Source organism: Ornithinimicrobium pratense, assembly GCF_008843165.1.
Taxonomy (GTDB): Bacteria; Actinomycetota; Actinomycetes; order Actinomycetales; family Dermatophilaceae; genus Ornithinicoccus; species Ornithinicoccus pratensis.
In genome coordinates this window covers 2882323-2907810 of sequence record NZ_CP044427.1, presented here as the reverse complement: position 1 = coordinate 2907810, position 25488 = coordinate 2882323, and the positions used below count along the sequence as shown (strand labels likewise).

At 72.6% G+C, this 25488-nt stretch carries 27 protein-coding genes; 16 read left to right on the top strand and 11 right to left on the bottom strand.

Features of this window, described 5'->3' with window-relative positions; all coding sequences use genetic code 11:
* Window positions 1-44: 44 nt before the first annotated feature.
* A complete protein-coding gene (locus FY030_RS13345; RefSeq protein ID WP_158061970.1) occupies window positions 45-914 on the bottom strand; it encodes a formate/nitrite transporter family protein in 870 nt (289 codons plus the stop codon).
* Between the two features lie 122 nt (window positions 915-1036).
* Between FY030_RS13345 and treY the strand changes: the two genes are divergently transcribed.
* The 3 genes from treY to FY030_RS13330 all read left to right on the top strand — a co-directional run bounded on the left by treY (window position 1037) and on the right by FY030_RS13330 (window position 6072).
* The gene (gene treY, locus FY030_RS13340) at window positions 1037-3550 is read left to right on the top strand and encodes a malto-oligosyltrehalose synthase (RefSeq protein WP_158061968.1); all 2514 of its coding nucleotides are present in this window, start codon (window positions 1037-1039) and stop codon (window positions 3548-3550) included.
* Window positions 3547-5370, top strand: coding sequence for a malto-oligosyltrehalose trehalohydrolase (gene treZ / locus FY030_RS13335; protein ID WP_158061966.1), 1824 nt, complete (start codon window positions 3547-3549; stop codon window positions 5368-5370). The genes treY and treZ overlap by 4 nt, the downstream gene beginning before the upstream one ends.
* A 72-nt stretch (window positions 5371-5442) precedes the next feature.
* Window positions 5443-6072, top strand: a complete 630-nt coding sequence (locus tag FY030_RS13330; RefSeq protein ID WP_158061964.1) for a hypothetical protein — start codon at window positions 5443-5445, stop codon at window positions 6070-6072.
* A 380-nt stretch (window positions 6073-6452) separates the two neighbouring features.
* Here FY030_RS13330 and FY030_RS13325 read toward each other — a convergent pair whose 3' ends face one another.
* From FY030_RS13325 to FY030_RS13315, 3 genes are read right to left on the bottom strand one after another with little or no spacing between them, the layout of a single operon-like run.
* Window positions 6453-7397, bottom strand: coding sequence for an NUDIX hydrolase (locus FY030_RS13325; protein WP_238348353.1), 945 nt, complete (start codon window positions 7395-7397; stop codon window positions 6453-6455).
* A complete protein-coding gene (gene mshD, locus FY030_RS13320) occupies window positions 7394-8401 on the bottom strand; it encodes a mycothiol synthase (RefSeq protein WP_158061962.1) in 1008 nt (335 codons plus the stop codon). The genes FY030_RS13325 and mshD overlap by 4 nt, the downstream gene beginning before the upstream one ends.
* A 21-nt stretch (window positions 8402-8422) precedes the next feature.
* Window positions 8423-9142, bottom strand: a complete 720-nt coding sequence (locus FY030_RS13315; protein ID WP_238348352.1) for a winged helix-turn-helix domain-containing protein — start codon at window positions 9140-9142, stop codon at window positions 8423-8425.
* A 51-nt stretch (window positions 9143-9193) separates the two neighbouring features.
* Here FY030_RS13315 and FY030_RS13310 point away from each other — a divergent pair, with 51 nt between their 5' ends.
* Together FY030_RS13310 and FY030_RS13305 are read left to right on the top strand one after the other, a co-directional pair.
* Window positions 9194-9964, top strand: a complete 771-nt coding sequence (locus FY030_RS13310) for a hypothetical protein (protein WP_158061961.1) — start codon at window positions 9194-9196, stop codon at window positions 9962-9964.
* A 94-nt stretch (window positions 9965-10058) separates the two neighbouring features.
* Window positions 10059-10553 carry a heme-binding beta-barrel domain-containing protein gene (locus tag FY030_RS13305; RefSeq protein ID WP_158061959.1) on the top strand — a complete coding sequence of 165 codons (495 nt, stop codon included), beginning with the start codon at window positions 10059-10061 and terminating at the stop codon, window positions 10551-10553.
* Window positions 10554-10640: 87 nt separating this feature from the next.
* Here FY030_RS13305 and FY030_RS13300 read toward each other — a convergent pair whose 3' ends face one another.
* Window positions 10641-11831: an LCP family protein gene (locus tag FY030_RS13300; protein WP_192498612.1), complete on the bottom strand. Its 1191-nt coding sequence runs from the start codon at window positions 11829-11831 to the stop codon at window positions 10641-10643.
* Window positions 11832-11930: 99 nt separating this feature from the next.
* On the opposite strand from FY030_RS13300, the gene ygfZ reads away from it, so the two are divergent.
* Genes ygfZ through dtd form a run of 4 tightly spaced genes read left to right on the top strand, consistent with a single transcriptional unit; the run spans window position 11931 to window position 15334 of the window.
* Window positions 11931-12989, top strand: a complete 1059-nt coding sequence (ygfZ, locus tag FY030_RS13295; protein ID WP_158061957.1) for a CAF17-like 4Fe-4S cluster assembly/insertion protein YgfZ — start codon at window positions 11931-11933, stop codon at window positions 12987-12989.
* 52 nt (window positions 12990-13041) lie between these two features.
* Window positions 13042-13884 (top strand): beta-keto acid cleavage family enzyme, encoded by an 843-nt coding sequence (locus tag FY030_RS13290; protein WP_158061955.1) that lies wholly within the window; start codon window positions 13042-13044, stop codon window positions 13882-13884.
* A complete protein-coding gene (locus FY030_RS13285) occupies window positions 13881-14912 on the top strand; it encodes an asparaginase (protein ID WP_158061953.1) in 1032 nt (343 codons plus the stop codon). The genes FY030_RS13290 and FY030_RS13285 overlap by 4 nt, the downstream gene beginning before the upstream one ends.
* Complete coding sequence (gene dtd, locus FY030_RS13280; RefSeq protein ID WP_158061951.1) at window positions 14909-15334, top strand: D-aminoacyl-tRNA deacylase; 426 nt, start codon at window positions 14909-14911, stop codon at window positions 15332-15334. Before FY030_RS13285 ends, dtd begins: the two co-directional genes overlap by 4 nt.
* Before the next feature lie 18 nt (window positions 15335-15352).
* Here the strand turns inward: dtd and FY030_RS13275 are convergent, their stop codons facing one another.
* The 3 genes from FY030_RS13275 to FY030_RS13265 all read right to left on the bottom strand — a co-directional run bounded on the left by FY030_RS13275 (window position 15353) and on the right by FY030_RS13265 (window position 17138).
* Complete coding sequence (locus FY030_RS13275) at window positions 15353-15739, bottom strand: phosphomannose isomerase type II C-terminal cupin domain (protein WP_158061950.1); 387 nt, start codon at window positions 15737-15739, stop codon at window positions 15353-15355.
* A 172-nt stretch (window positions 15740-15911) separates the two neighbouring features.
* Window positions 15912-16241, bottom strand: a complete 330-nt coding sequence (locus FY030_RS13270) for a DUF2516 family protein (RefSeq protein ID WP_158061948.1) — start codon at window positions 16239-16241, stop codon at window positions 15912-15914.
* A 51-nt stretch (window positions 16242-16292) separates the two neighbouring features.
* The gene (locus FY030_RS13265; RefSeq protein WP_158061947.1) at window positions 16293-17138 is read right to left on the bottom strand and encodes a class I SAM-dependent methyltransferase; all 846 of its coding nucleotides are present in this window, start codon (window positions 17136-17138) and stop codon (window positions 16293-16295) included.
* A gap of 86 nt (window positions 17139-17224) precedes the next feature.
* Between FY030_RS13265 and mshA the strand changes: the two genes are divergently transcribed.
* From mshA to FY030_RS13250, 3 genes are read left to right on the top strand one after another with little or no spacing between them, the layout of a single operon-like run.
* Window positions 17225-18562, top strand: a complete 1338-nt coding sequence (gene mshA, locus FY030_RS13260; protein ID WP_158061945.1) for a D-inositol-3-phosphate glycosyltransferase — start codon at window positions 17225-17227, stop codon at window positions 18560-18562.
* Window positions 18563-18570: 8 nt separating this feature from the next.
* A complete protein-coding gene (locus tag FY030_RS13255) occupies window positions 18571-19101 on the top strand; it encodes a YbjN domain-containing protein (RefSeq protein WP_158061943.1) in 531 nt (176 codons plus the stop codon).
* Window positions 19098-19853: a phosphoglyceromutase gene (locus tag FY030_RS13250; RefSeq protein WP_158061942.1), complete on the top strand. Its 756-nt coding sequence runs from the start codon at window positions 19098-19100 to the stop codon at window positions 19851-19853. Before FY030_RS13255 ends, FY030_RS13250 begins: the two co-directional genes overlap by 4 nt.
* A 68-nt stretch (window positions 19854-19921) precedes the next feature.
* Here the strand turns inward: FY030_RS13250 and FY030_RS13245 are convergent, their stop codons facing one another.
* Together FY030_RS13245 and FY030_RS13240 are read right to left on the bottom strand one after the other, a co-directional pair.
* Window positions 19922-20605 (bottom strand): response regulator transcription factor, encoded by a 684-nt coding sequence (locus tag FY030_RS13245; protein ID WP_158061940.1) that lies wholly within the window; start codon window positions 20603-20605, stop codon window positions 19922-19924.
* Window positions 20602-21864, bottom strand: a complete 1263-nt coding sequence (locus FY030_RS13240; protein ID WP_158061938.1) for a sensor histidine kinase — start codon at window positions 21862-21864, stop codon at window positions 20602-20604. Before FY030_RS13240 ends, FY030_RS13245 begins: the two co-directional genes overlap by 4 nt.
* A 179-nt stretch (window positions 21865-22043) precedes the next feature.
* Here FY030_RS13240 and phoU point away from each other — a divergent pair, with 179 nt between their 5' ends.
* Window positions 22044-22745 (top strand): phosphate signaling complex protein PhoU, encoded by a 702-nt coding sequence (gene phoU / locus FY030_RS13235; RefSeq protein ID WP_158061937.1) that lies wholly within the window; start codon window positions 22044-22046, stop codon window positions 22743-22745.
* A gap of 62 nt (window positions 22746-22807) precedes the next feature.
* On the opposite strand, the gene FY030_RS13230 is transcribed toward phoU, so the two are convergent.
* Window positions 22808-23344, bottom strand: coding sequence for a hypothetical protein (locus tag FY030_RS13230; protein ID WP_158061935.1), 537 nt, complete (start codon window positions 23342-23344; stop codon window positions 22808-22810).
* 233 nt (window positions 23345-23577) lie between these two features.
* Between FY030_RS13230 and FY030_RS13225 the strand changes: the two genes are divergently transcribed.
* The 3 genes from FY030_RS13225 to ispF all read left to right on the top strand — a co-directional run bounded on the left by FY030_RS13225 (window position 23578) and on the right by ispF (window position 25486).
* Entirely contained in the window at window positions 23578-24060 is a 483-nt protein-coding gene (locus tag FY030_RS13225) for a CarD family transcriptional regulator (RefSeq protein WP_158061934.1), read from the top strand.
* 89 nt (window positions 24061-24149) lie between these two features.
* On the top strand, window positions 24150-25001 hold the full coding sequence (locus tag FY030_RS13220) for an IspD/TarI family cytidylyltransferase (RefSeq protein ID WP_238348345.1): 852 nt from the start codon (window positions 24150-24152) through the stop codon (window positions 24999-25001).
* The gene (ispF, locus tag FY030_RS13215) at window positions 24998-25486 is read left to right on the top strand and encodes a 2-C-methyl-D-erythritol 2,4-cyclodiphosphate synthase (protein ID WP_158061932.1); all 489 of its coding nucleotides are present in this window, start codon (window positions 24998-25000) and stop codon (window positions 25484-25486) included. The genes FY030_RS13220 and ispF overlap by 4 nt, the downstream gene beginning before the upstream one ends.
* Window positions 25487-25488 lie beyond the last annotated feature (2 nt).

Genomic DNA, 25488 nt, shown 5'->3' with positions numbered 1-25488 from the left:
CACTGTAGGTGGCGAGCTGATCGGCACCAATCTGCGCGGTGGGTTCAGCGACCGGGTGTGTCCTGCTCGAGGCCGCCGTCCGGACCGGGCGCCTCGGGCAGCTCGCTGGCCCGGACCAGCCGCAGGGAGGTGACGAAGACCAGGCCGCCCAGGACATTCAGCGGGACGACGTACCAGAACCAGCCCAGCCAGTCGGCATAGCTCACCGCGGCCCCGGCGTGGATGGCGCCAAAGATGAGGATGGAGTCCAGCACCGAGTGGAAGAGGCTCAGCCCGGCCAGGAGGAAGCCGGCGGAGAAGGCGGCCACGACCTTGACCCCGTCGGAGTCGGTGCCCTGCTGCATCCTCGTCAGCACGGTGATGACGAAACCGCCGAGAAGCGACAGGGCGACGGCCTGCAGGTCCAGGGGTGCGTCGACGAAGTGCCGGGCGGTCTCGGCCAGCAGGTCGGAGAACTCGGGGAAGGCCTGGACCACCAACCACATGAAGACCCACCCACCGGCAAGGTTGGTCAGCAGGGTCACCCCCCATAGCCGCATCAGCTGCAGCACGGTGCCACGGCCAGCGAAGATGGCCATGATCGGCAGCAGGAAGCCCTCGGTGAACAGCTCGCTGTGCGCGAGGTAGAGGGCGACGAAGCCGATGCCGAAGGCCAGCCCGGCCAGCAGGTGGCTGCCGGTCCCGTGCAGCACCGCCAGGTAGGCCAGGATGCCCAGCCCGATCTCGAGCCCGCCAAAAATACCGGTTGTCAGCAGCGCCCGCCAGGTGCGGTGCAGCCGGTCCGCACCCTTCTCGGCGCTGCCCTCGAAGGACTCCACGACCTCGGGCTCGGGCCGGTCGGCAGCCGGGTCGACGTGGCCGTCCCGATCTTGCGCAACGACGTCGTCGGTCGGACGGGAGCCGCCCTCGCTCATGATGCCTCCTGGGTGCCGGTGGGCCCATGCTAGGTCCGGGACGGCCGCGGGCCCCCCTGCCGGATGGCGGCGGGCTTCTCGGAGTGGTCGAGGGACGATCCTGCTGGGACACTGATCCGGACATGACGAACGCCGACACCGCCGAGCCCCGTCCCCTCACCGCCACCTACCGGCTGCAGCTGCACGCCGAATTCACCTGCGCCGACGCGCTGGAGGTCGTGCCCTACATCCACGCCCTGGGGGTCAGCCACGTCTATCTCTCCCCGGTGCTGACGGCCGTCCCCGGCTCCGAGCACGGCTACGACGTGGTCGACCACACCGAGATCAACCCCGAGATCGGGGGCCAGGAGGCGCTGGAGGAGCTGGCCGCCGCCTGCCACGAGCGCGGGATGGGCCTGATCGTCGACGTCGTGCCCAACCACATGGCGATGGTCGCGCCGTTCTGGCGCAACGCCCCGCTGTGGGAGGTGCTGCGGGAGGGCCGCACCGCGCCCCGGGCGCACTGGTTCGACATCGACTGGGACCACCTGTCCGGCCGCCTGGGGCTGCCCGTGCTCGGGGACACCCTGACCGAGGTGGTCGCCCGCGGGGAGATCAGCCTCGACACCGGCCGGGAGGACGAGGGCCCCGCCGCCGGAAAGCCGGTGGTGCGCTACCACGAGCACGTGCTGCCGCTGGCTCCCGGGACCGAGCAACTCGCGCAGGAGCACCCGGACGGGCCGGAGAGCCGGGCCGCCCTCACCGTTGTGCTCGACGCTCAGCACTGGCTGCTCGGGTCCTGGCTCGAGGGGGGTGAGCTGCTCAACTACCGCCGCTTCTTCGAGGTCGACGGACTGATCGGGGTGCGGGTGGAGGAGCCCGACGTCTTCGCCGAGACCCACGAGCTGTTGCTCGACCTGCACCACCGCGGCGTCGTCGACGGCTTCCGCATCGACCACCCCGACGGCCTCGCCGACCCGACCGGCTACCTGGAGCAGCTGCGTGCCCACCTGCGGGCCGGCACGCCGGTGTGGGTGGAGAAGATCCTCGAGGGTAACGAGCGGCTGCCCAAGGGGTGGGCATGCGAGGGCACGACGGGGTATGACGCGAACGCAGCCCTGTCCGCCGCACTGGTCGACCCGACGACGACCGACGTCGTCACCAACGCCTGGGTGGCCACGGGCGGTGAGCCGGACATCCACGTGGAGATCGAGCGGTGCAAGCGGCTGGCCGTCGACCGGCTGCTCGTGCCCGAGGTCAGCCGGCTCATGCGCAGGGCGCGCGAGGCGCTGCCCCACCACGACCCAGACCGGCTGTGCGAGGCGCTGACCGAGCTGCTGGTCTCGGTCCACGCCTACCGCGCCTACGTCCGCCCCGGCGCCCCGCCCTCCGCCCACGACGAGGCGATGGCGGCCCCACTGCGCGAGGGGCTGGCCCGGGCGGTCGCCGCCCGGGAGGACCTGCGGCCCGAGCTGGAGGCGCTGGTCGGCGTGCTGCTCTACCCCCAGGGCTGCGTGAGCGACCCCGCCGCGGCGATCGACCTGTGCGTCCGCTTCCAGCAGACGACCGGCCCGGTCATGGCCAAGGGGATCGAGGACACCGCCTTCTACCGCTGGCACCGGCTCGTCGCCCTGAACGAGGTCGGGGCAGACCCTTCGGTGGGGCTCACCCCGGACGGCGGCGTGGACCTCCTGCACGCCTGGGCCCGGCACCAGGCGGAGCACTGGCCGCTGGGGATGACCACCTTGTCCACCCACGACACCAAGCGCAGCGAGGGGGTACGGGCCCGGATCCTGGCCGTGGCCGGTGACTGGGAGGCCTGGAGCAGGCTGGCCAACCTCGGTCGGGACGCCGCGGAGCAGCATGGGGTCGACCCGCCCACGGCGCACCTCATCTGGCAGACCCTGGTCGGTGCCGGCCGGGTCAGCGAGGAACGGCTGGGTGACTACCTCACCAAGGCGATGCGGGAGGCCAAGCAGCACAGCACCTGGGTGGAACCGGACGTGGACTACGAGGCACGGGTGCTTGCCCTGGCCGGCGAGATGGTCTCCGAGGGTGAGGTGGCTGAGGCCATCGGGGCGGCGATCCGGGACAACGAGCTGACCATCCGCACCCTCATGCTGGCGCAGAAGTTGCTCCAGCTCACCCTGCCCGGCGTGCCCGACACCTACCAGAGCGCCGGCCGGGTCGACCTGTCGCTGGTCGACCCGGACAACCGCCGCCCCGTCGACTATGACGAGATGGTGGAGCGGCTGGAGCGGCTCGACTCGACCGGGTGGCCGACGGACCTGGACGACGAGGTGCTCTGGGTCACGACCCGGGCCCTGCGGCTGCGGTCGTGGTTGCCGCAGGCCTACGGCCCCGGCGCCGACTATCAGCCCGTTGAAGCCGGCCCGCACGTCCTGGGCTTCGTGCGGGGCGGGGTCGCCGCCACCTTGACGATCCGGGCCCCGCGCGCGCTGGGCGCGGCGGGCGGGCTGGGCGAGACCCGGGTCCCGCTGCCCGCGGACACCTGGATCGATGCCCTCACCGGCGCCGAGCACCACATCCAGGACGAGGGCGGCGGCACCGGCTCGGTGCTGGCCGCCGACGTCTTCACCGACCGCCCCGTCGCCCTGCTGGTGCGGGCCCACGACCTTCGGGAGGGTGGACGATGAGCCACGGATCCGTTCACGCCGGGGCGGGCAGCCACCGGTTCACCCTCTGGGCGCCGGAGGCCGAGGCGGTCGACCTGCTGCTGGGCGCCGATCCGGAGGCAGCAGAGCACATCGCGATGTCCCGGACCGAGGGCGGGTGGTGGGCGGTCGAGGCGGACCCCACGCCGCACGACGGGCGCTACGCCTACAGCGTGGACGGCGGCATCCCCGTGCCGGACCCGCGCTCACGCCGCCAGCCCGACGGGGTGCACGCCCCCAGCCAGCTGGTAGACACCGCCGCCTTCACCTGGAGCGACCAGGACTGGGCCGGGGTCACGCTGGAGGGTGCCGCGGTCTACGAGCTGCACGTCGGGACCTTCACCCAGGAGGGGACCTTCGAGGCGGCCATCGAGCGGCTGGACCACCTGGTCGACCTGGGGGTCAGCGTCGTCGAGCTGATGCCCGTCGCCGCCTTCCCGGGCGAGCACGGCTGGGGTTACGACGGTGTCGCGCTCTACGCCGTCCACGAGCCCTACGGCGGCCCCGAGGGCCTGGCCCGCTTCGTCGACGCCGCCCACGCCAAGGGTCTGGCCGTCTGGCTCGACGTGGTGCACAACCACCTGGGGCCCAGCGGTAACTACCTGGGTCTGGTCGGGCCCTATTTCACCGACCAGCACCACACGCCCTGGGGCCAGGCGGTCAACCTCGACGCCCCGCACAGCGACGGTGTGCGTGCCTTCCTGCTCGGCAACGTCCGACACTGGCTGGAGGACTTCCACCTGGACGGCCTGCGCCTGGACGCCGTGCACGCGCTGCGCGACGACCGCGCCACCCATGTCCTGGAGGAGATGTCCGCGCTGGCCGACGAGATCGGTGAGCGCACCGGCATACCCCGCACCCTGGTGGCCGAGTCCGACCGCAACGACCCCGCCACGGTGGCCCCGCGCGGCCAGGGGGGATCGGGTGGCCTGGGGCTGCACGGGCAGTGGGCCGACGACGTGCACCACGCGCTGCACGTCCTGCTCACCGGTGAGACCCAGGGCTACTACGCCGACTTCGCCGACCCCGACGCGCTGGGCAAGGTGCTGGCCCGCACCCCGTTCTTCCACGACGGGACCTTCTCCACCTTCCGCGGGCGGGTCCACGGGCGGTCGGTGGACCCGGCGACCACGCCCGGGTGGCGGTATGTCGTCTCCCTCCAGACCCACGACCAGGTCGGCAACCGGGCCATGGGCGACCGCCTCCACCACGGGAGCAGCGCCGGCCGGCACGCCGTCGGGGCGGCGCTGCTACTCACCTCGCCCTACACGCCCATGCTCTTCATGGGTGAGGAGTGGGGAGCCAGCACGCCGTGGCAGTACTTCACCGACCACGAGGAGGAGGAGCTGGCTGAGTCGATCCGGAAGGGTCGGCAGGCCGAGTTCGCCGAGCACGGCTGGGGAGGAACGGTGCCAGACCCGCAGGACTCGGCCACCGTCGAGGCCTCCACCCTGCGCTGGGCGGAGGTCGACTCACCGGGGCATGCCGAGGTGCTGGCGTTCTACCGCGACCTGCTTCGCCTGCGGCGCGAGGAGCCCGGCCTCCGGTCCACCCCGTTGGGCCAGGGCTCGCTGACCAGGGAGGCCCTCACCGGAGGGGACGGTGCCGAGGGCGGGGAGCTGCTGACCGTGACCCGGGGCGAGGTGCAGATGGTGGCCCTGCTCGGGGGTGGGAACACGCACGAGGTCGCGCACGGTCCCGGGGCACGGGTCCTGGCCAGCTTCGGTGGCGTCGAGCAGGCGTCCGGCGCTCTGCGGCTGCCGCCAGACAGCGTCGCCGTGCTGCGCGTGGGTGAGAGATGACACGATGACCGCGGCCCACCACCAGGTCCACCAGGAGAGCCACGACGACACCCAGCACGCGGGAGGTGCAGCATGAGCGAGGAGCACCGCCGTCGTCCCTTTCACCGGCCGACCCTGCGGCCGACCGAGCTGCTCGAGGGCGTCGCCGGCGGGGTGGACCCGCTGGAGGCGGCGGAGACGGCGCACCGCACCGCCGAGCTGGTGATCGGACGCGGCCGCGAGGAGGGACGTGATGACCCCGAGCTGACCCGGCGGTTGATCCGACTGGTCGAGGAGCTCGGGTTATCCACCGTGGCCGAGATGTGGGCCGACCGGCCGGCCCGCACATTGCCCGGCGCCCTCTGGCGGCTCTACCTGCTGCACGAGTGGGTCCGGCGCCAGCCCGAGGACGTCGGCCGGCAGTTCTCCTCCGGCGCCGCACACGCGGAGGTCTACCGCGCGATCGCGGGTCTCGTCGAGCCCCCGCAGCCGGAGGACCTGCGCCGGCTCACCGAGGAGATCCTCAGCGGGGTCTTCACCGGCGACCTGGCGATCGCGCTCGAACGTGCCTCGGCCTTCTGCCAAGTGATGGCGGTGGGTCTGGTCGACCCCTCGGCCGCCGAGGTGGCCCACGACCAGGTTAGGCGGGCCGCCCGGCTGCGTGACACCGCCGACGACCTCACCGCCTGCGCCCGGCTCTGGCGCCTGGGCGAGCTGCACTGAGCGCCCGCCGCAGCCGGCGCTGAGCACGCCCGCAGGCACCCCCTACTGACCGGGCGTCACCGCGGGATCTGAGCACGCCGCCACCCCGCGTGGGCGGACTGACGCGGCAGGCCGGGGGAATACCTTCCGGGAGGTTCTGGTTAACTCCCAGTGCGTGCCGGGCCGCGGCAGCCCCGGGCTCCAAAATACGCCGCTACGAGCGGCCTCGCGCCGAGAGGCGCTCCCGGTCCGGCACGCACTTTCTTTCCCCAGGCCGTGCCGTTCGCCCCGGCGCCATCATGACGGCGCCATCGTGATCGGCGCCATCATGATCGGCGCCATCGTGATCGGCGCCATCGTGATCGCCCTGCTCCGGCTCACCAGGACCGGGGCCGACCGCCTCAGCTGGGACGGTGCCGCTCGACCGCGACGACGCGGGCGTCCTCGCCCCGGCCGGCCATGGTGCACGCCAAAATCTCGCCCTTGTCCATCGCCGCGTCCCGCAACCGCCGCAGCATCCGGTGCTCGCTGTTGTCGAGGTGCACGTGGGCGCGGTCGGCCAGCCGGGTGAGCAGCGTGGGCAGCACCGGGCCGTGGGTGCACAGGGCTGTGGCCTCGCCGCGGGCCAGCACCCTGTCCAGGTGCTTGTCGACCTTGCTGCGGTCGGCCGCGAAGCCTTCTTCGGACAGGCCCTTCCTGGTGCTCACCTCGACGCCCGTCTCCCTGCTGAAAGGCAGCACGCTGTCGGTGCAGCGCACGGCAGGGCTGGACAGGACCAGCTGGGGTGCGTAGGCGGCCAGGACGGCGGCCATGCGACCCTGGGCCCGGCGGGTGCCGGACTTGCTCAGTGGCCGCAGCTCGTCAGGCCCGGACCAGTCGTCGCGGGAGAGGGCGTGCGCGTGGCGGACGACAAGCAGGGGCCAGGCGTCCAGCAGACCGGCCGTATGGCGGGCGACGACCCGCTCGAGCAGCTCCCGGTCGCGCTGGTAGGTCAGCCGTGCGGCTGCGCGCTCGGGCGTGAGCCATTCCACCTGGTCGACCTCGTGCTCCAGCTGGCCCGTGCCCCCGGCCACTTCCGCCGTCCAGTAGCTGACCAGCTTGGTGCCCCCGCTGCGGAGGGGGTAACGCACCTGGGGCAGGGGTGCCACGAGACGGACCCGCAGCCCGGTCTCCTCCCACGTCTCCCGCACGGCAGCGGAGACGAAGTCCTCGCCGTGGTCCAGCTTGCCCTTGGGCCAGGACCAGTCGTCGTACTTGGGCCGGTGCACCACGGCCACCTCCAGGGTGCCCGGGCGCAGCCGTACCGGGATCACCCCGGCCGCACGCACCTCCCCCCGGGGGCTCACGCCTCCGTGATCCCAGCGGCGTACATGACGTCCACCGCTGAGCGCTCGAAGCCCAGCCGGTGGTAGGTGGCGATCGCGGCCGGGTTGTCCCCGTCGACGTAGAGGGTCGCGGTCCGGACACCGCAGGCACGCAGGTGCTGCAGGCCGAGCAGGGTGACCGCCTTGCCGAGCCCGCGGCCCTGGTAGTCCGGGTCCACGCCGACCACGTAGACCTCCCCGGTCGAGGGGTCCTCGGGCTCGACCTTGGTCCAGTGGAAGGCGGCGATGCGGGCCCGCCCGTCGGGCTCGGGCGCGGTGGTGTCCTCGATGATGAGGAAGCCGTGCGGGTCGAACCACGGCTCGCGCTGCCGGTCGGCGAGGTCGGACTGGGTCATCCGGCCCTGCTCGGCGTGGTCGGCGAAGGCCCGGGCGTTGACCCCCAGCCAGGTCCCTTCGTCCGCCCCGACCTGGAAGGGGCGGACCGCGAAGCCCTCGGGCAGTGCTACCTGCTCGGGCAGGTCAGACCATTCCCCGGCCAGCGGGCGCGACATCTGCCACAGCTCGCGGACCACGGACAGCTGACGCGAGGTGTAGAGCCGGCGGGCGTCCTGGAGGTCGCCATGCGACCACAGGCGCGCCTGTGGCCAACGCAGCAGGACGTGATCCAGCAGCGCACCACCGAGGCCCTGCCGGCGATGTGCGGGGTCGATCACCAGCTCGGCGGAAGGTGCCTGCGGGTCACCGAGGTCGACGTAGCCGTAGCCGAGCACGACCGGGTTCTCACCGGGGCCGGGCTCCAGCGGGCTGCCGCTAGAGCGTGGGTCTGCCTCGATGACGAGCAGGTGGACCCCGCTGGGCGAGCGGTCGTGGTCCTCGGGCAACCGCTGGGCCTGCAGGATGGTCTGTTCAGACAGCGGCCGGACGCCGTCGTGGTGGCTGGCCCGCACCGCAAGGGCGAGCACGTTCCCAGACAGGTTCCCAGGGAGCGCAGACAACTCTTCGACGACGATGTTGGGGCCGGGCATGGTGCCAGTCTGGCATGCAGGTCACCGCGGCGCGCCGCGTGGCGGGCTGAACCGATAGCCGACGCCGCGGATGGTGCCGATGAGCGTCTCGCGCTCCGGTCCGAGCTTGGCCCGCAGCCTGCGGACGTGCACGTCCACCGTGCGGGTGCCGCCGTAGTAGTCCGACCCCCACACGTGCTGCAGGAGCTGGTGCCGGGTCAGCACCCGACCCGGGTGGCTGACGAGGTAGCGCAGCAGCTCGAACTCCTTGAACGTCAGGTCCAGCACCCGACCGCCGGCCCGCACGGTCCAGCTGGCCTCGTCCACGACGATGTCAGCGACCCGGATGGTCTCGGGCTCATCCGCTTCTGGCTGCGCGGCCGGCGCTGATCCACCGGCCCGGCTGCCCCGGGAGAGGGCGAGCCGCAGGCGGGCCGCGACCTCGGCCGGTGCAGCACCCGCGAGGACCAGATCCTCCATCGGCCACTGCTCGTCCACCACGGCCAGCGCACCCTCACCCACGACCGCCACCACCGGCAGGCCCAGCTCCATGGCGGCCACGGTGCGCAGCGTGGCCCGGGCCCGGACCAGATCGTGCACAGCGTCCACGAGCACCAGCTGGCAGGCGGGGCGGGAGAGCAGCACGGCCGGGTCGGGTCCCACCACGCTGACCCGGTGCGGCAGGAGGGCGAGCCCGGGCAGCACCTCGATGGCCGAGGTGTCCTCGGCCGTGCGTGGGGTGAGCAGGACCAGGTCGGCCACGACAAAAGTGTGACAGACGCCTGCCCGCAGTCGGTGGGGCAAGATGGAGGTATGCCGCACGCCACCCGTCACCGTGTCCAGCTGACGCTGGAGGTGCTGGCCGTGGCGCTGACGCTCGGGATCGCCGCGGCGGCGTCCCCCGTGCTGCTGGCGGTCGGTCTGGCGGCCTGTGCGAGTGTCATCGCCTGGGGTTGGGCGGGGGCGTTGGCGCTGCCCACGCCGAGGGGCACCTTCGGGGTGCTGGCCCTGGGCGGCCTCGCGCTGCTCGCGGCGGTGGTGGGCCGCGACGCCTCCCCGTGGCTGGGCTGGCTTCCGGCCGCGGCGGCGCTGTCGATGATCGCTGCCTTCCTGCACCAGCTGTTGCGGCGGGACGGCCGGCCGCGCGTGGTGGAGTCGGTCAGCGCGGTGGTGCTGGCCCTGGCGGTCGTCGGCACGGGGGTGTTGCTGGTTCCCGCCAGTCGCACCGACCTCGGGATCGCACTGGTGGTGGGCGCCCTGGCCGCGGCGGCCGCATCCGCCCTCACCGACCTGCTCGGCTCGCTGCCCGCTGCCCGCCCGTGGCTGACGCCGGTGGCGCTCCTCGCCGGGGCCGGGGCGGCCTCCGCTGCCGCCTGGCTGCTGGGGGCCCCCGTGCTGGTCTGGGTCCTGGTCGGCGTGGCCAGCGCCGCGCTCAGCCACGCGGCCCGGGCCGTGCTGGGGCACCTGCCGACGATGGCCCACCCCCGGCCGCGTCTGGTGGCGGCGATTGCCTCGGTGCTGGCTGTCGGGCTCGTGCCCTACCTGGTGGCCCTCACCTTCGTGCCGGGGGCGCTGCCCGGCTGAGCCGGCCGCTGAGCACCGGTCGTCCTGCACTCGGCTGCGCAGCCGGACCCCGTGGCCGCATGCCTGCGGCTGCCGGTGCGCCTACCATGGGGCGGTGCCTATCGAGATCGACCCCACCATGCACCCCGACTGCGCCCCCCTGGCCTGGATGCTCGGCTCCTGGGCCGGCGCGGGGGTGGTCGGCTACCCCTCGATCGAGTCGCGCAACTTTGGCCAGGAGATCGACGTCACCCATGACGGGCGGCCGTTCTTCATGTGGACCTCCCGCGCCTGGATCCTGGACGCGCAGGGCAACAAGGAGCGGCCGGCCGCGGTGGAGACGGGCTTCTGGCGGCCCCAACCCGACGGTGAGGTCGAGCTGCTGCTGACCCACCCGACCGGCATCGTGGAGATGTACTACGGGCGGACCAGCCCGGCCAAGGTCGAGGTGGCGACCGACGGGGTGATCCGCAGCCCGCACGCCAAGGAGTACAACGCCGCGTCCCGGCTCTATGGCTACGTCAACGGCAACATGATGTGGGTGATGGACATGGCCGCCACCGGCCACGCCATGCAGTCCCACCTCTCCGCCGAGCTGCGCCGGGTCTAACCCGGGTCGCAGCCGGGTCTGACCTCGGGCACCCGCCGGGGTTCACTCGCGCCACCCCGCCGGGCGGGGCGGCATGCCCAAGGGTGGTCAGCCGCCGAAACCCTGCCGCGGCGAAACGTCGTCGACGTAGGAGTCCATCGTGTCGTTCTGCAGGTGCTGGGCAAGCACCTGCATCTGCTCGGGTGCCATGACCACGATCGAGCCGGCCACCGGGTGCATGTCGATGCCGCTCCACGGCCCGGTCCAGAAGTGGATGTCGTCGCCGCGCACATTGCGCATGGCGAAGGCCAGGTCGCGCATGTCGCCGACCCGCAGGTCCGCATCGACGGTGAGGTTGGTGGTGGCGGCGTCGACGAAACCGGCCAGCCGGCCCGGGTTGGTCAGGGTCTCGCGGGACAGGGCCTTGTTCATCACCCCCTTGACGAACTGCATCTGCCGCTCGCCGCGGGAGATGTCACCCTGGGACAGGCTGTAGCGCTCGCGCACGAAGCGCAGACCCTGCTCGCCGTCCATCCGGTGGGTGCCGACGTCGAACCCGCCGCCGGCCTCGGTGACCTGCACCTGCACCCCGCCGATCGAGTCCGTCATCTCCTTGAAACTCTCGAAGTCGGTGATCGCGACGTGGTCGATCGGCACGCCGACGAGGGGCTGGATGGTCTGCACCAGCAGCGGTGCCCCGCCGTAGGCGTAGGCGGCGTTGATCTTGGAGGAGCCGCCGGTCCCGGCGATCGGCACGAACAGGTCGCGGGGGAAGTGGACCAGGTCCACCCGTGTCCGGTCGTGGTTGACGTGGGCCAGGATGATGACGTCCGAGCGACCCCGCTCGAGGGCCAGGTCACGGCTGTCGGTGCCGATGATGAGGAAGTTCAAGGCGTCCCCGGCGGTCTCGGGGCGGGCCGGGTTGGTGGTGGGGACCGTGCTTCCGTCCTCGACCGACAGCTCTTCGCCGTCCTCGCCGACGATCGGCGGGAGGCCCTCGTCGTTCTCGACCCCGTCCTCGACCTCGACCCCTCCGTCCTGCCCGGCGTCCTCGTCACCAGGCCGGTGTCCGCCGAACTGGTCGGGGGAGAGGGTGATCTGGGAGTTGTCGTCGGCCTTGAGCTCCTCGTGGACGATGTTGTTCTCCACGGTGCGCTGCAGGAAAAAGGCGAAGCCGACCAGACTGGCGACCCCGAGAAGAGCCAGGACAGCCACACCGACCACCAGGGTCCGCAACGGTCGCCGCCGACGGGTGTCTGCAGGCCGGTCGGTGCGGCTGTCCTGGTCTTGATGCGCCATAATCAGCGATTCTACGGTCGGATGGTGGGCGTTCCCTGCACGCGGGCTACCGTGGGATGAAACCACGCACCACCTCAAGGACCACCGAGAGAGGACGCCATGAGCACCCTGCTGGATCGCCCCGGGGCCGTCGACGGCAGCGGGATCGACGCCGGTGTCGCGGCCCACTACGGCAATCCGCACCGCGAGCAGCGCCTGCTGCAGGAGGGCCTGGCCGTCGTCGACCTCTCCCACCGGGGCGTGGTCACGATCACCGGCCCGGATCGGTTGAACTGGCTGCACTCGCTGACCACCCAGCACCTGACCGACTTGCCGCCCCGCACCGGGGTGGAGACGCTCATCCTCTCGCCCAAGGGGCACGTGGAGCACGCGCTCCACGTCGTCGACGACGGCACCACCACCTGGCTGACGACCGAGCCGGGAGCGGCCGAGGTGGTCAGCGGCTGGCTGGACTCGATGCGGTTCATGCTGCGGGTCGAGGTGGCCGACGTCTCTTCGGAGTACGCGGTGCTGGGTGAGCCGATCGCCGCCGAGTCCGTCGAGGGCGAACCCCTCGCCTGGGTCGACCCGTGGCCCCGGACCGTCGGGGACACGCACGCCTACGGACCCCAGGGTGAGGCGCACCCCGGGCACGGCCGGGCCTGGCGCGAGCTGATCGTGCCCCGGTCGGACCTGGAGGCCGCGGTCGGTGACCGTCCGCTGGCCGGCACCTGGGCCGCCGAGGCGCTGCGCGTCGCCGCCTGGCGGCCCCGCGGCGACGTGGACACCGACCACCGCTCGATCCCGCACGAGCTCGACTGGCTGCGCACGGCCGTGCACCTGCAGAAGGGGTGCTACCGCGGCCAGGAGACCGTCGCCCGGGTCAAGAACCTCGGCCGCCCGCCGCGCCGCGTCGTCTTCCTCCACCTCGACGGGTCCGGGCACGTCAGCCCCGAGCCCGGCACCGAGCTGGTCCCCTCGGACGGTGGTCGCGCGGTCGGCACGCTGAGGAGCGTCGCCCGCCACTACGAGGACGGCCCGATCGCCCTGGCGCTGGTGAAGTTCACCACGGACCCGTCCGCCGTGCTGCTCGCCGGTGACGTGTCGGCCTCCCAGACGACGATCGTGCCGGTCAGCGCCGAGCGACCCGCCCAGCGTCCCCGCATCCCCCGCGCCTGAGCCACCGGCCCTCGGTGCGGCGGGGCCGGCTCGGACTGGCAGGATTCCGGACATGGCATCCACGTTGATCACCGTCGCGCCCACCGGGGCGGAGACGGCCAAGACCGACTTCCCCCAGCTGCCGACCACCCTCGAGGAGGTCGTCGAGACGGCGGTCGCGTGCGAGCAGGCCGGGGCCGGCCTCATCCACGTGCATGTGCGTGACCCGGAGGCGGGTCACACGCCCACGCTGGACCCGACACGCCTGAAGGACACGGTCCAGGCACTGCGGGAGGCGACCGACCTGGTCATCCAGCTCTCCACCGGCGGCTCGGTGCGCGATCCGCTGGAGTCTCGGCTCACCGTGCTCGACGCCGAGCCCGACTCCTGCTCCCTGACCTGCGGGACGGTCAACTTCGGCGACGACGTCTTCCTCAACCCCTACCCGTTCATGAGCGACCTCTACGTGCAGGCCCAGGAGCGGGAGGTCGTGCCCGAGTTCGAGCTCTTCGACCTCGGCCACGTCGCCGCCCTGCGCCGGCTCATCGACCAGCACGGCCTGCCCTACGGCGGCCAGGTCCACGTCGACTTCGTCACCGGCATGCCCGGCGGCATGCCTGGCACCGTCGCGGCGCTGGCGGCGGGCGTGCAGGCCCTGCCCGAGGAGGTCACCAGCTGGTCGGCCACCGGGATCGGACGCGCGCACCTGCCGATCGCCGCCGCCGCGCTGGCGATGGGGGGCCACCTGCGGGTGGGGATGGAGGACAACCTGATGTATGCCCGCGGGCAGCAGGTGCAGCACAACGCCGAGCTCGTGGAGCGGGCGGCCGGCTTGGCCACGACTATGCAGCGCCCGCCGATGTCGACGCAGGGCGTCCGCGCGCTGCTCGGGGTCAAGGACCGGAGGACCCGATGAGCGAGCAGACGATGTCGCACTCCCCGCTGACGCAGGCCCCAGTCGTCGCCGAGGTGGTCCGCAACGGTTTCGTGGAGTCCGTCCACCACGGCGTGCTCGCCCTGACCGCGGCCGACGGCAGCACCTCCCTGGCGGTGGGGCCGGTCGACGCGCCGGTGTTGCCCCGCTCCTCGCTCAAGCCGCTCCAGGCGGTCGCGATGCTGCGCGCCGGTGCCCAGCTGGAGGGAGAGCTGCTCGCCCTGGCCTGCGCCAGCCACTCGGGCGAGCCCTTCCACCTGGAGGGCGCCCGCCGCATCCTGGCTTCGGTCGGGCTGGCGGACTCCGCGCTGCAGAACACCCCCAGCAGCCCGATCGACGACGTCGAGCGCGCCCGGTGGGTGCGCGAGGGTCGGACCGACTCCAGCCTGGGCCAGAACTGTTCCGGCAAGCACGCCGGCATGCTCGCCGCCTGTCGCGCCGCCGGTTGGGACACCACGACCTACCTGGACCCCGAGCATCCCCTGCAGCGGCTCATCATCGAGGTGGTCGAGGAGCTGACCGGCGACCGGGTCAGCGCACTGACCGTCGACGGCTGTGGTGCCCCCGCGCTGGGCGTCTCCACGGCCGGGCTGGCGCGCGCCTTCGGCACCCTGGCCGCCGCGGACCCCGACACCCCCGAGGGCCGGGTCGCCGCAGCGGTCCACGCGCACCCGGCCTGGCTGGGCGGCACCGGCCGCGACGTCACCGCGCTCATCCAGGCCGTGCCGGGCCTGATCGCCAAGGACGGGGCGGAGTCGGTCTACGCGGTCGGCCTGGCCGACGGTCGCGGGCTGGCGGTGAAGATCACCGACGGCGCCGAGCGGGCCCGGGTGGTCGTCACCACGGCAACCCTCCGCGCGGCCGGGGTGGAGACCCTGGCCCCGGGCGTCGCCGACGCGCTCGACCAGCTCGACGCCCGCGCCGTCGTGCGCGGACACGGCCAGCCGGTCGGCGCGGTGCGCGCCGTCGTGCCGGGCCTGGCGGGTATGCCGTCGGCAGGCTGCCCGTGAGGGCGGTCCTGCAGCGCGTCATCCGCGCCAGCGTGAGCGTCGAGGGTGAGGTCGTGGGAGCAATCGACCGGCCCGGCCTGCTCGCCCTGGTGGCGGCCACCCACGACGACGGCCCGAGCGACGTGGCGACCATGGCCCGCAAGATCGCCGAGCTGCGCATCCTGCCCGAGGAGCGGTCGGTCGCCGAGGCGGAGGGTGCGGTGCTCGTCGTCAGCCAGTTCACCCTCTACGGCAGCACCCGCAAGGGCCGCCGGCCGTCCTGGACCGCGGCCGCCCCTGGCGAGGTGGCTGAGCCGCTGGTCGACGCGGTCGTCGCCGACCTGCGCGGCCGCGGGATCGAGGTCGCGACCGGTGTGTTCGGCGCGATGATGCAGGTGGAACTGGTCAACGACGGGCCGTTCACGGTGATCGTCGACACCTGAGGCTCGCGGTCGTCGAGCTCAGCCTCTGGCGTAGTCGTCCTGCAGACGCTCGATGTCGTCCTCGTCAAAGTGCCCGAACCCCAGCTCCAGGACGCGCACGCTCGACCCGCCCGGGTTGGTCAGCCGGTGAGGGGCACCCAGCGGCACCCAGGCCACCTCGCCCCGGCGCATCGTCCAGGTGAGCCCGTCGACGCTCGCCTGCACGCCCTCGTCCAGGGCCTGCCACAGCTCCGCCCGGTGCTCGTGGCGCTGCAGGGAGAGCCGCTGACCGGGCGCGATGGTGATGACCTTGACGGTGGTCGGCTCGTTGAGGCAGAACCGCTCGAACCGGCCCCAGGGACGCTCGACGACGACGGCCTGCTCACGGCGGTCCTGCTCAACCACCGGTTCCGTGTTGGTCGCCATGGTCCCTCTCTCGGCTGGTCCTGTCGCTGCTGACGCGGGGCGCGCCCGCTCGATGGTGCGCGGGTCACGGCGGCGCGGGGGCGCTGCGCGCCCCACTATGCCATCCGGGGGCGGTCCTGTCGGGGCGTGGCGACGTGAGCCCGCCCCCGTGCACGCGTGGGCCGCGGTCGGTTCACCAGGGCCCGTACGGACCCATGTGGCTCCCCCCGCCGCGGCCCTGCACCGCGCGCACCGCGGGCTTGACGTCGGTGTGGTAGACCGCCGCGGCGATGATGGCGGCGAGGTTGAAGATGTTCAGCGGCGCGAAGATCGAGACGAAGCCGATCGCGGTCGCCACCCCGGTGAGCAGCAGCCAGAACTGCTTGCTGCGCTTGCTGGCCGCGGGAAAGGCATCGGCCCGCACCCGGAGGCAGTCGACCAGCGCCCAGGCCATGAGCGCGAAGGCGACGACGCCCAGCACGAGCGTCACGGTGTTCTGGGCGGAGATCAGGACCGGCGACATCCCACCAGCGTACGTGCCGAGCCTGGGCGTCTCCTCGGGAACCGGCGGGAGTCAGGTCAGGCCGTGCGGCGCGACGGCGGCCCAGTCGAGGGTCAGCTCCCCGAAGCGCCACCGGGCCGGCCCACCCCGCACCGGCCAGCCGGCGGAGCGCAGATCACGCGCGGTCGCGACGAAGCGTTGGCGCGCGCCGTAGGAGGCGAGCGGGGCGTTGCGTGCCCAGGCGTCGTCCAGGGCCCGCATCAGCTCGTGCACCCGCTCGCCGGGCACATTGCGGTGGATCAGCACCTTGGGCAGGCGCTCGGCGACCACGGAGGGGGTGTTCAGGCCGGCCAGCCGCCAGGCCAGGGTGAGCGAGCGCGGGGCCGGTGCGGCGTCCGGCCCCCGGCGGACGTCGACCCACGCCGCCAGCCGCCCGGGCTCGTCGCAGGTGCCCTCGACCAGCGCGCCGCCGGGCGCGAGCCGAGACACCACCCGGGCCCACGCCGCGGGCACGTCGTCCTCGGCATACTGCCGCAGCACGTTGAAAGCCCGTACCACCGTGGGTGCCCCGCCGCTGCCGGCAGGCAGCGGCACCTCGAACCCCCCGAGCACGAAGTCCACGCGCGGCGGGTCGGCGTAGGGCAGTCCGCGGGCGACCCGCTCGGGGTCGATCTCCACGCCGACGACGCGGATGTCCTCGCGCACCGCGCGCAGCCGCTGAGCCAGCTCCAGGACGGTCACGGGCGAGGCGCCGTAGCCCAGGTCGATCACCACGGGCGGCTCGGCCGGGGCCCGCAGCTCGTGGCGCAGGGCCGCCGCGATCCACCGGTCGACGCGCCTCAGCCGGTTGGGGTTGGTGGTGCCGCGGGTGATCTCGCCGACCGGGGCGAAGCGGCGGCGCGGGGCGGGGCTGGGCACGCCTCCAGGGTATGAGGCTGGCACGCCCGCAGGGTATGAGGTGCCGACCCGGCGGGCGGTCCTGGCCACCGTGCCAGACTGGCCGGATGAGCAGCAACGACCGCCGTGCAGGGCTCCCGGTCCGGGTCCTCATGGTCTCGCTGCACACCTCGCCGTTGCTGACGCCCGGGACGGGAGACGCCGGTGGGCTGAACGTCTACGTCCTGCAGACCGCCCTGCACCTCGCCCGGCGGGGGGTGGCCGTGGACGTCGCGACCCGGGCCACCGCACCGGAGGAGGTCGGCACGGTCCGCCCCGCCCCAGGCGTCGAGGTCCACCACCTCCCAGCCGGTCCCCTCGCCCCGGTCCCGAAGCAGGACCTGTCCGCGCACGTCGACGCCTTCGCCGAGGAACTGGCCCCGCTCCGCGCCCGGGTGGCGGCTGACGGTGGAGTGGTGCACAGCCACTACTGGCTCTCGGGGGCGGCGGCCCTGCGCGCCGCCGAGCTCACCGCCGTCGAGAGGCGCCCGCCGCTCGTGCACACCATGCACACGATGGCCCGGGTGAAGAACCAGCGACTGGCGCAGGGTGAGCGGCCCGAGCCTGCGGCGCGGGTCCGCGGCGAGGACGAGCTGGTCACGCGCGCGGACCTGCTCGTGGTCAACACCGCCGACGAGAGGGACGCTCTCGTGGCCCTGCACGGCGCCGACCCCGGCCGGGTGCGGATCGTCCCCCCGGGCGTGGACCTGGAGACCTTCCGGCCTGGCCCGCAGGAGTCGGCCCGCGCCGAGCTCGGCCTGCCGGCCGAGGCGCTCCTGCTGCTCTTCGTCGGCCGGATCCAGCCGCTCAAGGCCCCGGACGTGCTGCTGCGGGCCGCCGGCGAGCTGGTCCGCCGTGACCCCCAGCTGCGGAACCGGCTGCTGGTCAGCGTCCTGGGCGGGCCGTCCGGCTCGGGCCTGGCCCGCCCGAGAGCGCTCGCCGCGCTGGCGGAGGAGGAGGGCCTGGGAGGGGTCGTGCGCTTCGGCGAGACCCTGCCGCGCGCGGAGCTCGCCCGGTGGTACCGCGCCGCCGACCTGCTCGTGGTCCCCTCCCACCACGAGTCCTTCGGCCTGGTCGCGATCGAGGCGCTCGCCAGCGGGACGCCCGTGGTCGCGGCCCGTGTCGGCGGTCTGCCGCACGCCGTCGGCGAGGTCGGGGTGCTCGTGGACGGGCACGACCCCCACGACTGGGCGGATGCCCTGGCTGCGGCGCTGGCCCGCCTGGAGGTGGAGGGTGCGCGCTGGCCGGCCCGGGCGGTCGAGCACGCGCAGGGCTTCTCCTGGGAGCGCACCGTCGACGGACTGCTCGACGTCTACCGCACCGCGGCCTCTGCCCGGCATCATCCCGACCACCCTCTGCCCGACCACCCTCTGCCCGACCATCCTCTGCCCGACCGCCTGCCCTAGGAGCACTGATGAGCTCACACACCACATACCTGGCCCGGCTGCGCGAGCACCTGGACGCGCTCGAGGTGCCCTGGGAGCAGGGCGCGCACGAGGGGGAGACGGTGGCGACGCTGCCGGGGGAGCGCAAGCTGCGCACCGTGGTCTCCCTGCTGCTGGGGGAGCGGGCGCTGGAGCTGCGCGCCTTCGTCATCCGCAACCCGGACGAGAACCACGAGGCGTTCTACCGCCACCTGCTGCGGCGGACCCTGCGGCTGCCCGGGCTGGGGTATGCCGTCGACGCCAGCGGCGACGTCTACCTCACCGGCCGGGTGCCGCTGGCGGGGCTGAACGAGATGAGCCTGGACGAGCTGCTCGGCGGGGTGCTGACCGCCTGCGACGAGCCGTTCAACGACCTGTTGCGCCTGGGCTTCTGGACCTCGATCCAGCGCGAATGGGCCTGGCGGGTCGACCGGGGCGAGACCACCGCCAACCTGGAGGTCTTCCGCGCCGAGCTGGAGGAGCAGACGCCTTCCGGGGCACCCGATAGTGTGAAGCCATGAGCACGGCTGCCTACACCCTCATCCTGCTCCGCCACGGCGAGAGCGAGTGGAACCAGAAGAACCTGTTCACCGGTTGGGTGGACGTCGACCTGACGGAGAAGGGTCACGCCGAGGCACGGCGGGCCGGCGAGCTGCTCACCCAGGAGGGGTTGGCGCCGGACGTGCTGCACACCTCTCTGCTCCGACGGGCGATCACCACCGCCAACAGCGCCCTGGACGTGGCCGACCGGCACTGGATCCCGGTGAAGCGGTCCTGGCGTCTCAACGAGCGGCACTACGGCGCGCTGCAGGGTCTGGACAAGGCCGAGACCCGGGAGAAGTACGGCGAGGACCAGTTCATGCTGTGGCGCCGTTCCTTCGACACCCCGCCGCCGGAGATCGAGGACGACAGCGAGTACTCCGAGGCGGGCGACCCGCGCTACGCCGAACTCGGCGAGGACCTGCCGCGCACCGAGTGCCTCAAGGACGTCATCGCTCGGATGCTGCCCTACTGGGACAGCGACATCGTGCCCGACCTGCAGGCCGGGAGCACGGTGCTGGTCGCCGCCCACGGCAACAGCCTGCGGGCCCTGGTCAAGCACCTGGACGGCGTCAGCGACGAGGACATCGTCGGGTTGAACATCCCCACCGGCATCCCGCTGCTCTACGAGCTCGACGCCGACCTGCGCCCCGTGGAGCGCGGCGGGCGCTACCTTGACCCCGAGGCCGCCGCCGAGGCGATCCAGCAGGTGGCCAACCAGGGCAAGAAGTAGCGCCCCGCCCTGGGGGTTGCGGTGGGTGCTGCGTCAGCCGCGCCGGCGCAGCAGCCGCCGGCGCGGGCTTAGACGGCCTCGAACTTGTAGCCCAGGCCGCGCACGGTGACGATGTGCTGCGGCTTGGACGGGTGCGGCTCGACCTTGGCGCGCAGCCGCTTGATGTGCACGTCGAGGGTCTTGGTGTCGCCGACGTAGTCGCTGCCCCAGACGCGGTCGATGAGCTGGCCGCGGGTCAGCACCCGGCCGGTGTTGCGCAGCAGCATCTCCAGCAGCTCGAACTCCTTCAGCGGCAGGGTGACCGGCACCCCGTCGACCCGGACGGTATGCCGTTCAACGTCCATCCGGACAGGGCCGGACTCGATCGTGGAGGGCAACAGCTCCTCGGGCTCGGCCAGCCGGCGTAGTACCGCCTTGATCCGGGCCAGGAGCTCACGACCGGAGTAGGGCTTGGTGACGTAGTCGTCGGCGCCGATCTCCAGCCCGACCACCTTGTCGACCTCGGAGTCCTTGGCGGTCAGCATGATGACCGGGACGTTGGAGCGCTGACGCAGGGCTCGGCAGACGTCGACCCCCGACAGGCCCGGCAGCATCAGGTCCAGCAGGACCAGGTCGGCGCCGTTGCGGTCGAACTCGGCGAGCGCGTCGGGCCCGGTGGCGGTGACGGCGACGTCATATCCCTCCTTCTCCAGCAGGTAGGACAAGGGGTCGGAGAAGGACTCCTCGTCCTCGACGACCAGGATGCGGGTCATGGGCTCACCTTTCGGGCAGGGCTGTTGTCGTGCAGGGTCAGGGGCTCGGTGATGATGTCGGGGGCGAGGGTCAGGTGTCGGCCCGGGCCGTCGGCGGGGGAGCCGATCGGCCGGTCGTCGCCGACGACCGCGGGCAGGCGCAGGGTGAAGGTCGAGCCCTGGCCCTCTTGGCTCCAAAGGGTGACCTCACCGCCGTGGTTGGCGCAGATGTGCTTGACGATGGACAAACCCAGCCCCGTGCCGCCGGTGAGGCGGGAGCGGGCTGTGTCGACCCGGTAGAAGCGCTCGAAGACCCGTTCCTGGTCTTCCGCGGAGATGCCGCGCCCCTCGTCGGAGACCGAGACCTCGACCACGTCGTCCACACGCCGGGTCACCACCCCGACCTTGGTGCCGTCCTCGGAGTAGTTGATGGCGTTAGTCACCAGGTTGCGGATGGCGGTGGTCACCAACTCTGGGTCGCCGTAGACCCGCAGCTGCGCCGGGTCACCGGTCGGGGTGGCGACCACCTCGCGCAGGCCCGCGACGAGGCGCGTGTGCTCGACCGCCTCAGCGGCGCAGGCCGCGACGTCGACGATGACCATGTCCGCCAGCGGGTCGGTGGTCTGCAGCCGGGACAGGTCGATGATCTCGCTGACCAGGCGGGTCAGCCGCTCGGTCTCCAAGGTCATCCGACCGGCGAACCGGGCCACCGCCTGCGGGTCGTCGGCAGCGTCCTGCACGGCCTCGGCCAGCAGCTGCAGCCCGCCGACGGGGGTCTTGAGCTCATGGCTGACGTTGACCACGAAGTCGCGGCGGACCTCCTCGACGCGCCGCGCCTGCGTGCGGTCCTCGACCAGCAGGAGCACGTGCTCCTCGGCGAGGGGGGCGACCCGAACGGCCAGCAGGATTCGCCCGCCCGCGATGGGGCTGAGCGGGAGCTCGAACTCGGCCTGCCGGATGATGCCGTCGCGCAGAGTCTGGGCCGCGAGTCGGCGCAGCTGCTCGTGCGCCAGCCGGTCGCGGCGCACCAGGCCGTAGGCCAGGGCGTTGGAGCTGACGGTCTGGACCCGCCCCTCCCGGTCCAGCACGACGCCGCCGGACCGCAGCACGGTGAGGACGTCCTCAACCCCCTCGGGCACGCGCGGCCCGGCCTCGGACGGCTCTTCCTCCGCCGCCGGCGCGGACGCCGTCCTGCCGAGGCGGTGCGACAGCCACCACGCCAGGCCGGTCAGGAGGGCCCCCAGGACGCCACCCAGGAGGCCTGCAGCGAAGGGGGTCACGGGGATAGCCTAGGCCGCGGGGAACGCCGGTCCGGTGCAGGTGGACGCGAGGTGCGGCGCAGGTGGCGCGAAGTTCATCCCACCGTCGCCTCACGTTCATGAGAGCCTGGGACTCTCTGAGACTGGCGTCCCCTGCCCCGGGTGCGACCCAGATCGACCCCGGAGGGGAAGCAGGCGTGTTGCGCAGTCACTACCAGGAAGAGCTCGGACACATCAACGAGCAGCTGGTGCAGATGAGTGGCCTGGCGGCCACCGCCCTGGAGCGGGCGACTCGCTCGCTCATGGACGCTGACCTCGACCTGGCCCAGGCGGTCATCTCCGACGACGCCTTCCTGGACGCGCTGCGCCGCGATGTCGACAACCGCGCGATCGACATGCTGGCCCGTCAGCAGCCGGTCGCCACCGACCTGCGACAGATGGTGACCACCCTGCGGATGAGCTCGGACCTGGAGCGAGCGGGGGACCTGGCCCGGCACGTGGCCAAGCTGGCGCGGCTGCGCTACCCCGCCCCTGCCCTGGACGAGCAGCTGCGCCCGATCTTCGTGGAGATGTCGACCATCGCCATCCAGATGGTGCGCCGGGCCGGCGAGATCGTCGCAGCCAGCGATGCGCACGGCGCGGCCGAGCTGATGGGCGCGGACGACACGATGGACCGGCTGCACCGGGAGGTGTTCCGGATCCTGCTGGACCCCTCGACCTCGATGTCGGCGCAGGCGACCGTCGACGCCACCCTGCTTTCGCGCTACTACGAGCGCTTCGCCGACCATGCGGTCTCGGTCGCACTGCGCGTGGTCTACCTGGTGACGGGGGTCTGGGCCGACGAGCAGCTGCCCGGGGCGCACGAGCACTTCCTCAGCGACGTCCCCCGGCCACACCACTAGGCGGCCGCGGGCGGCGGAATCGAGTTGTCGCCGCCCGCCCGGCTACGCCCCGCGTCGCTGGCTCAGTGGTCGGCTTCGCCGGCGGGACGCGGCTCCACGGTGCCGCCCGCGTCGTCGGCGAACTGCTCGTACGGGCCCTGGGGCAGCAGCACGGGGGCGTGGGCGGTCAACGTCTCCCCGGTGGTGACGATGCGGATCTCCATGCCCTGGCCGGAGGGGCCGTCCACCGCCGGGATGGTGACGGGCTCGCCGGGACCCTCGGTGGTGTAGCCGTCCAGGCGGACCACGCCGCCCGGGTCGATCTCCACCTGCGGGCTGAGGTCGTTGCCGGCGGCGGTGATCGTGACGGTCACCGGCTCAGCGGTGCGGTTGGACACCGAGCCGAGCACGACGCCGGGTGCGCCTTCTCCGTGGCTGATCACCAGCAGGTTGCGCACGTCCACGGACTCCCCGTCGATCTCCACCCCGTCGGCCGGGGAGTAGCGGATCATGGACGTGGTGGGGGAGGTCAGCGAGCAGGCGGACAGCCCCAGTGCGGCGAAGGCGGCGGTCAGCACAGCGGCACGGCGGCGGGCGCGGGAGGCGGGTGCAGTCGTCACGGGGCACAGCCTACCGGGCGGGCCTGCCGGAGGCTTCGCGGAGGCGTCGGCGAGCCCTCTGACCTGCGACGGGGCGGGCTCCGGGCGAGGAGCCGAGATGCGTGCCCGGGCGGTGCACGGCATACCGGAAACCCTTTGTCAAGCCCCTGACCTGCACAAATGTCAATCGTGTTATTCCGTGACCTGCGCCACGCGTGGTAAACTCGAGGTCCGCGAAAGGGGCAATTAACAAGATGATGTTCAAGGTCGGAGAGACGGTTGTGTACCCCCACCACGGGGCCGCTCTCATCGAAGAAATGAAGACCCGGACCATCAAGGGCGAGGAGAAGCTCTACCTCAAGCTCAAGGTCGCCCAGGGAGATCTCACCATCGAGGTGCCCGCTGAGAACTGCGACCTGGTCGGTGTGCGTGACGTCGTGGGCAAGGAGGGCCTGGACAAGGTCTTCGCCGTGCTGCGCGCCGAGCACACCGAGGAGCCGACCAACTGGTCGCGCCGGTACAAGGCCAACCTGGAGAAGCTCGCCTCCGGCGATGTCATCAAGGTGGCCGAGGTGGTGCGTGACCTGTGGCGCCGGGACAAGGACCGTGGTCTGTCCACCGGCGAGAAGCGCCTGCTGTCCAAGGCCCGGCAGATCCTGGTCTCCGAGCTCGCGCTCGCCGAGAAGACCAACGAGGACACCGCCGAGGCCACCCTGGACGAGGTCCTCGCCTCCTGAGCACGGAACCGGCGCCGCCCGCCACGTCCTCGTCGGGTGTCGGGCTGGTCCTCGTCGCCGCGGGCCAGGGCACCCGTCTGGGTGCTGGCTTGCCCAAGGCGCTCGTGCCCCTGGGCCACGGCCCGCAGCAGGCACCGATCGTCGTCCACGCCCTGCACGCCGCCCTGGCCTGCAGGGCGTTGACGTCGGTGGTGGTGGTCGCCCCACCGGACCCCGAGGGTATGCAGCAGCTCACCACGGCCGTCCGCGCTGCGGTCGCCGCAGCCTTCCCCGACAGGACACGCGACAAGGCCCGACAGGACACGCCAACAGGTTCGACAGGACACGTAGAAAGTCCCGACCGGACACGCGAAAGGCACCCACGGGACACGCCGGGGGTCAGCATCCAGGTCGTCGCCGGTGGAGCGGAACGCTCCGACTCCGTGCGCCTGGGCCTTCGCGCATTGCCCCTCGGGGTGTCGGTCGTGCTCGTCCACGACGCGGCCCGCGCGCTGACCCCCGTCGGGGTCTTCGACCGGGTGGTCGAAGCCGTGCGCTCCGGCCGCGCCGCCGTCACCCCGGCGCTGCCGGTCAGTGACACCGTCAAGCAGGTCGTCCTCGGCCCTGACGGCCTGGCCACGGTCGTGACCACCCTCGACCGGTTCACGTTGCGCGCCGTCCAGACCCCGCAGGGCTTTTCCCGCCCGACGCTGGAGCGGGCCCATGAGGAGTTCGAGCGGTCGGGTCCGGGGGTGGGTGGTGTCGCGAACGCCACCGACGACTGCAGCTTGGTCGAAGCGTGCGGCGGCCAGGTCACCGTGGTCGAAGGCTCGCCGCGGGCGCTGAAGATCACCACCCCCCACGACCTCGAGCAGGCCGCGGGTTGGCTGGCGCAGGCCGCGTCCACGAGCGCGGCCGGGACGGCCGCCGCCGCCCCCGACGGCGAGGAGGTCTCGTCATGACCGATCTGCCCCGCACCGGGATCGGTGTCGACGTCCACGCCTGGGCGCCCGAGGGGGACAGTCGCGCACTCTGGCTCGGCTGCCTGGAGTGGCCGGGAGAGCGTGGGATCGAGGGTCACTCCGACGGCGATGTCGCCGCGCACGCCGCCTGCAACGCCCTGCTGTCCGCAGCCGGGCTCGGTGACCTGGGCGCGGTCTTCGGCACCGGACGACCCGAGCTGGCCGGCGCCTCCGGGTCGCGGCTGCTCGAGCACGTCGCCAGCCTGCTGCAGGCGCAGGGCTGGACGATCGGCAACGTCGCAGTGCAGGTGGTGGCGCCCCGGCCCAAGATCGGGCCGCGCCGCGGGGAGATGGAGGCGGCGATGTCCGCTGCCCTCGGGGGTGCAGCCGTCTCGGTCAGCGCCGCTACCACCGACAGCCTGGGGTTTGTCGGCCGCGTCGAAGGGCTGGCCGGCCTGGCGACGGCGCTGGTCGCGCGCAGCTGAGT

Excerpts from the sequence above, each read along its gene's own strand:
- FY030_RS13245 (WP_158061940.1), bottom strand. The coding sequence starts at position 20,605 with ATGACCCGCATCCTGGTCGTCGAGGACGAGGAGTCCTTCTCCGACCCC.
- FY030_RS13330 (WP_158061964.1), top strand. The coding sequence starts at position 5,443 with ATGAGCGAGGAGCACCGCCGTCGTCCCTTTCACCGGCCGACCCTGCGG.
- ygfZ (WP_158061957.1), top strand. The coding sequence starts at position 11,931 with ATGAGCACCCTGCTGGATCGCCCCGGGGCCGTCGACGGCAGCGGGATC.
- ispF (WP_158061932.1), top strand. The coding sequence starts at position 24,998 with ATGACCGATCTGCCCCGCACCGGGATCGGTGTCGACGTCCACGCCTGG.
- FY030_RS13310 (WP_158061961.1), top strand. The coding sequence starts at position 9,194 with ATGCCGCACGCCACCCGTCACCGTGTCCAGCTGACGCTGGAGGTGCTG.
- FY030_RS13275 (WP_158061950.1), bottom strand. The coding sequence starts at position 15,739 with ATGGCGACCAACACGGAACCGGTGGTTGAGCAGGACCGCCGTGAGCAG.
- FY030_RS13250 (WP_158061942.1), top strand. The coding sequence starts at position 19,098 with ATGAGCACGGCTGCCTACACCCTCATCCTGCTCCGCCACGGCGAGAGC.
- FY030_RS13255 (WP_158061943.1), top strand. The coding sequence starts at position 18,571 with ATGAGCTCACACACCACATACCTGGCCCGGCTGCGCGAGCACCTGGAC.
- FY030_RS13225 (WP_158061934.1), top strand. The coding sequence starts at position 23,578 with ATGATGTTCAAGGTCGGAGAGACGGTTGTGTACCCCCACCACGGGGCC.
- treZ (WP_158061966.1), top strand. The coding sequence starts at position 3,547 with ATGAGCCACGGATCCGTTCACGCCGGGGCGGGCAGCCACCGGTTCACC.
- FY030_RS13270 (WP_158061948.1), bottom strand. The coding sequence starts at position 16,241 with ATGTCGCCGGTCCTGATCTCCGCCCAGAACACCGTGACGCTCGTGCTG.
- FY030_RS13290 (WP_158061955.1), top strand. The coding sequence starts at position 13,042 with ATGGCATCCACGTTGATCACCGTCGCGCCCACCGGGGCGGAGACGGCC.
- mshD (WP_158061962.1), bottom strand. The coding sequence starts at position 8,401 with ATGCCCGGCCCCAACATCGTCGTCGAAGAGTTGTCTGCGCTCCCTGGG.
- treY (WP_158061968.1), top strand. The coding sequence starts at position 1,037 with ATGACGAACGCCGACACCGCCGAGCCCCGTCCCCTCACCGCCACCTAC.
- FY030_RS13345 (WP_158061970.1), bottom strand. The coding sequence starts at position 914 with ATGAGCGAGGGCGGCTCCCGTCCGACCGACGACGTCGTTGCGCAAGAT.
- FY030_RS13300 (WP_192498612.1), bottom strand. The coding sequence starts at position 11,831 with ATGGCGCATCAAGACCAGGACAGCCGCACCGACCGGCCTGCAGACACC.
- FY030_RS13285 (WP_158061953.1), top strand. The coding sequence starts at position 13,881 with ATGAGCGAGCAGACGATGTCGCACTCCCCGCTGACGCAGGCCCCAGTC.
- mshA (WP_158061945.1), top strand. The coding sequence starts at position 17,225 with ATGAGCAGCAACGACCGCCGTGCAGGGCTCCCGGTCCGGGTCCTCATG.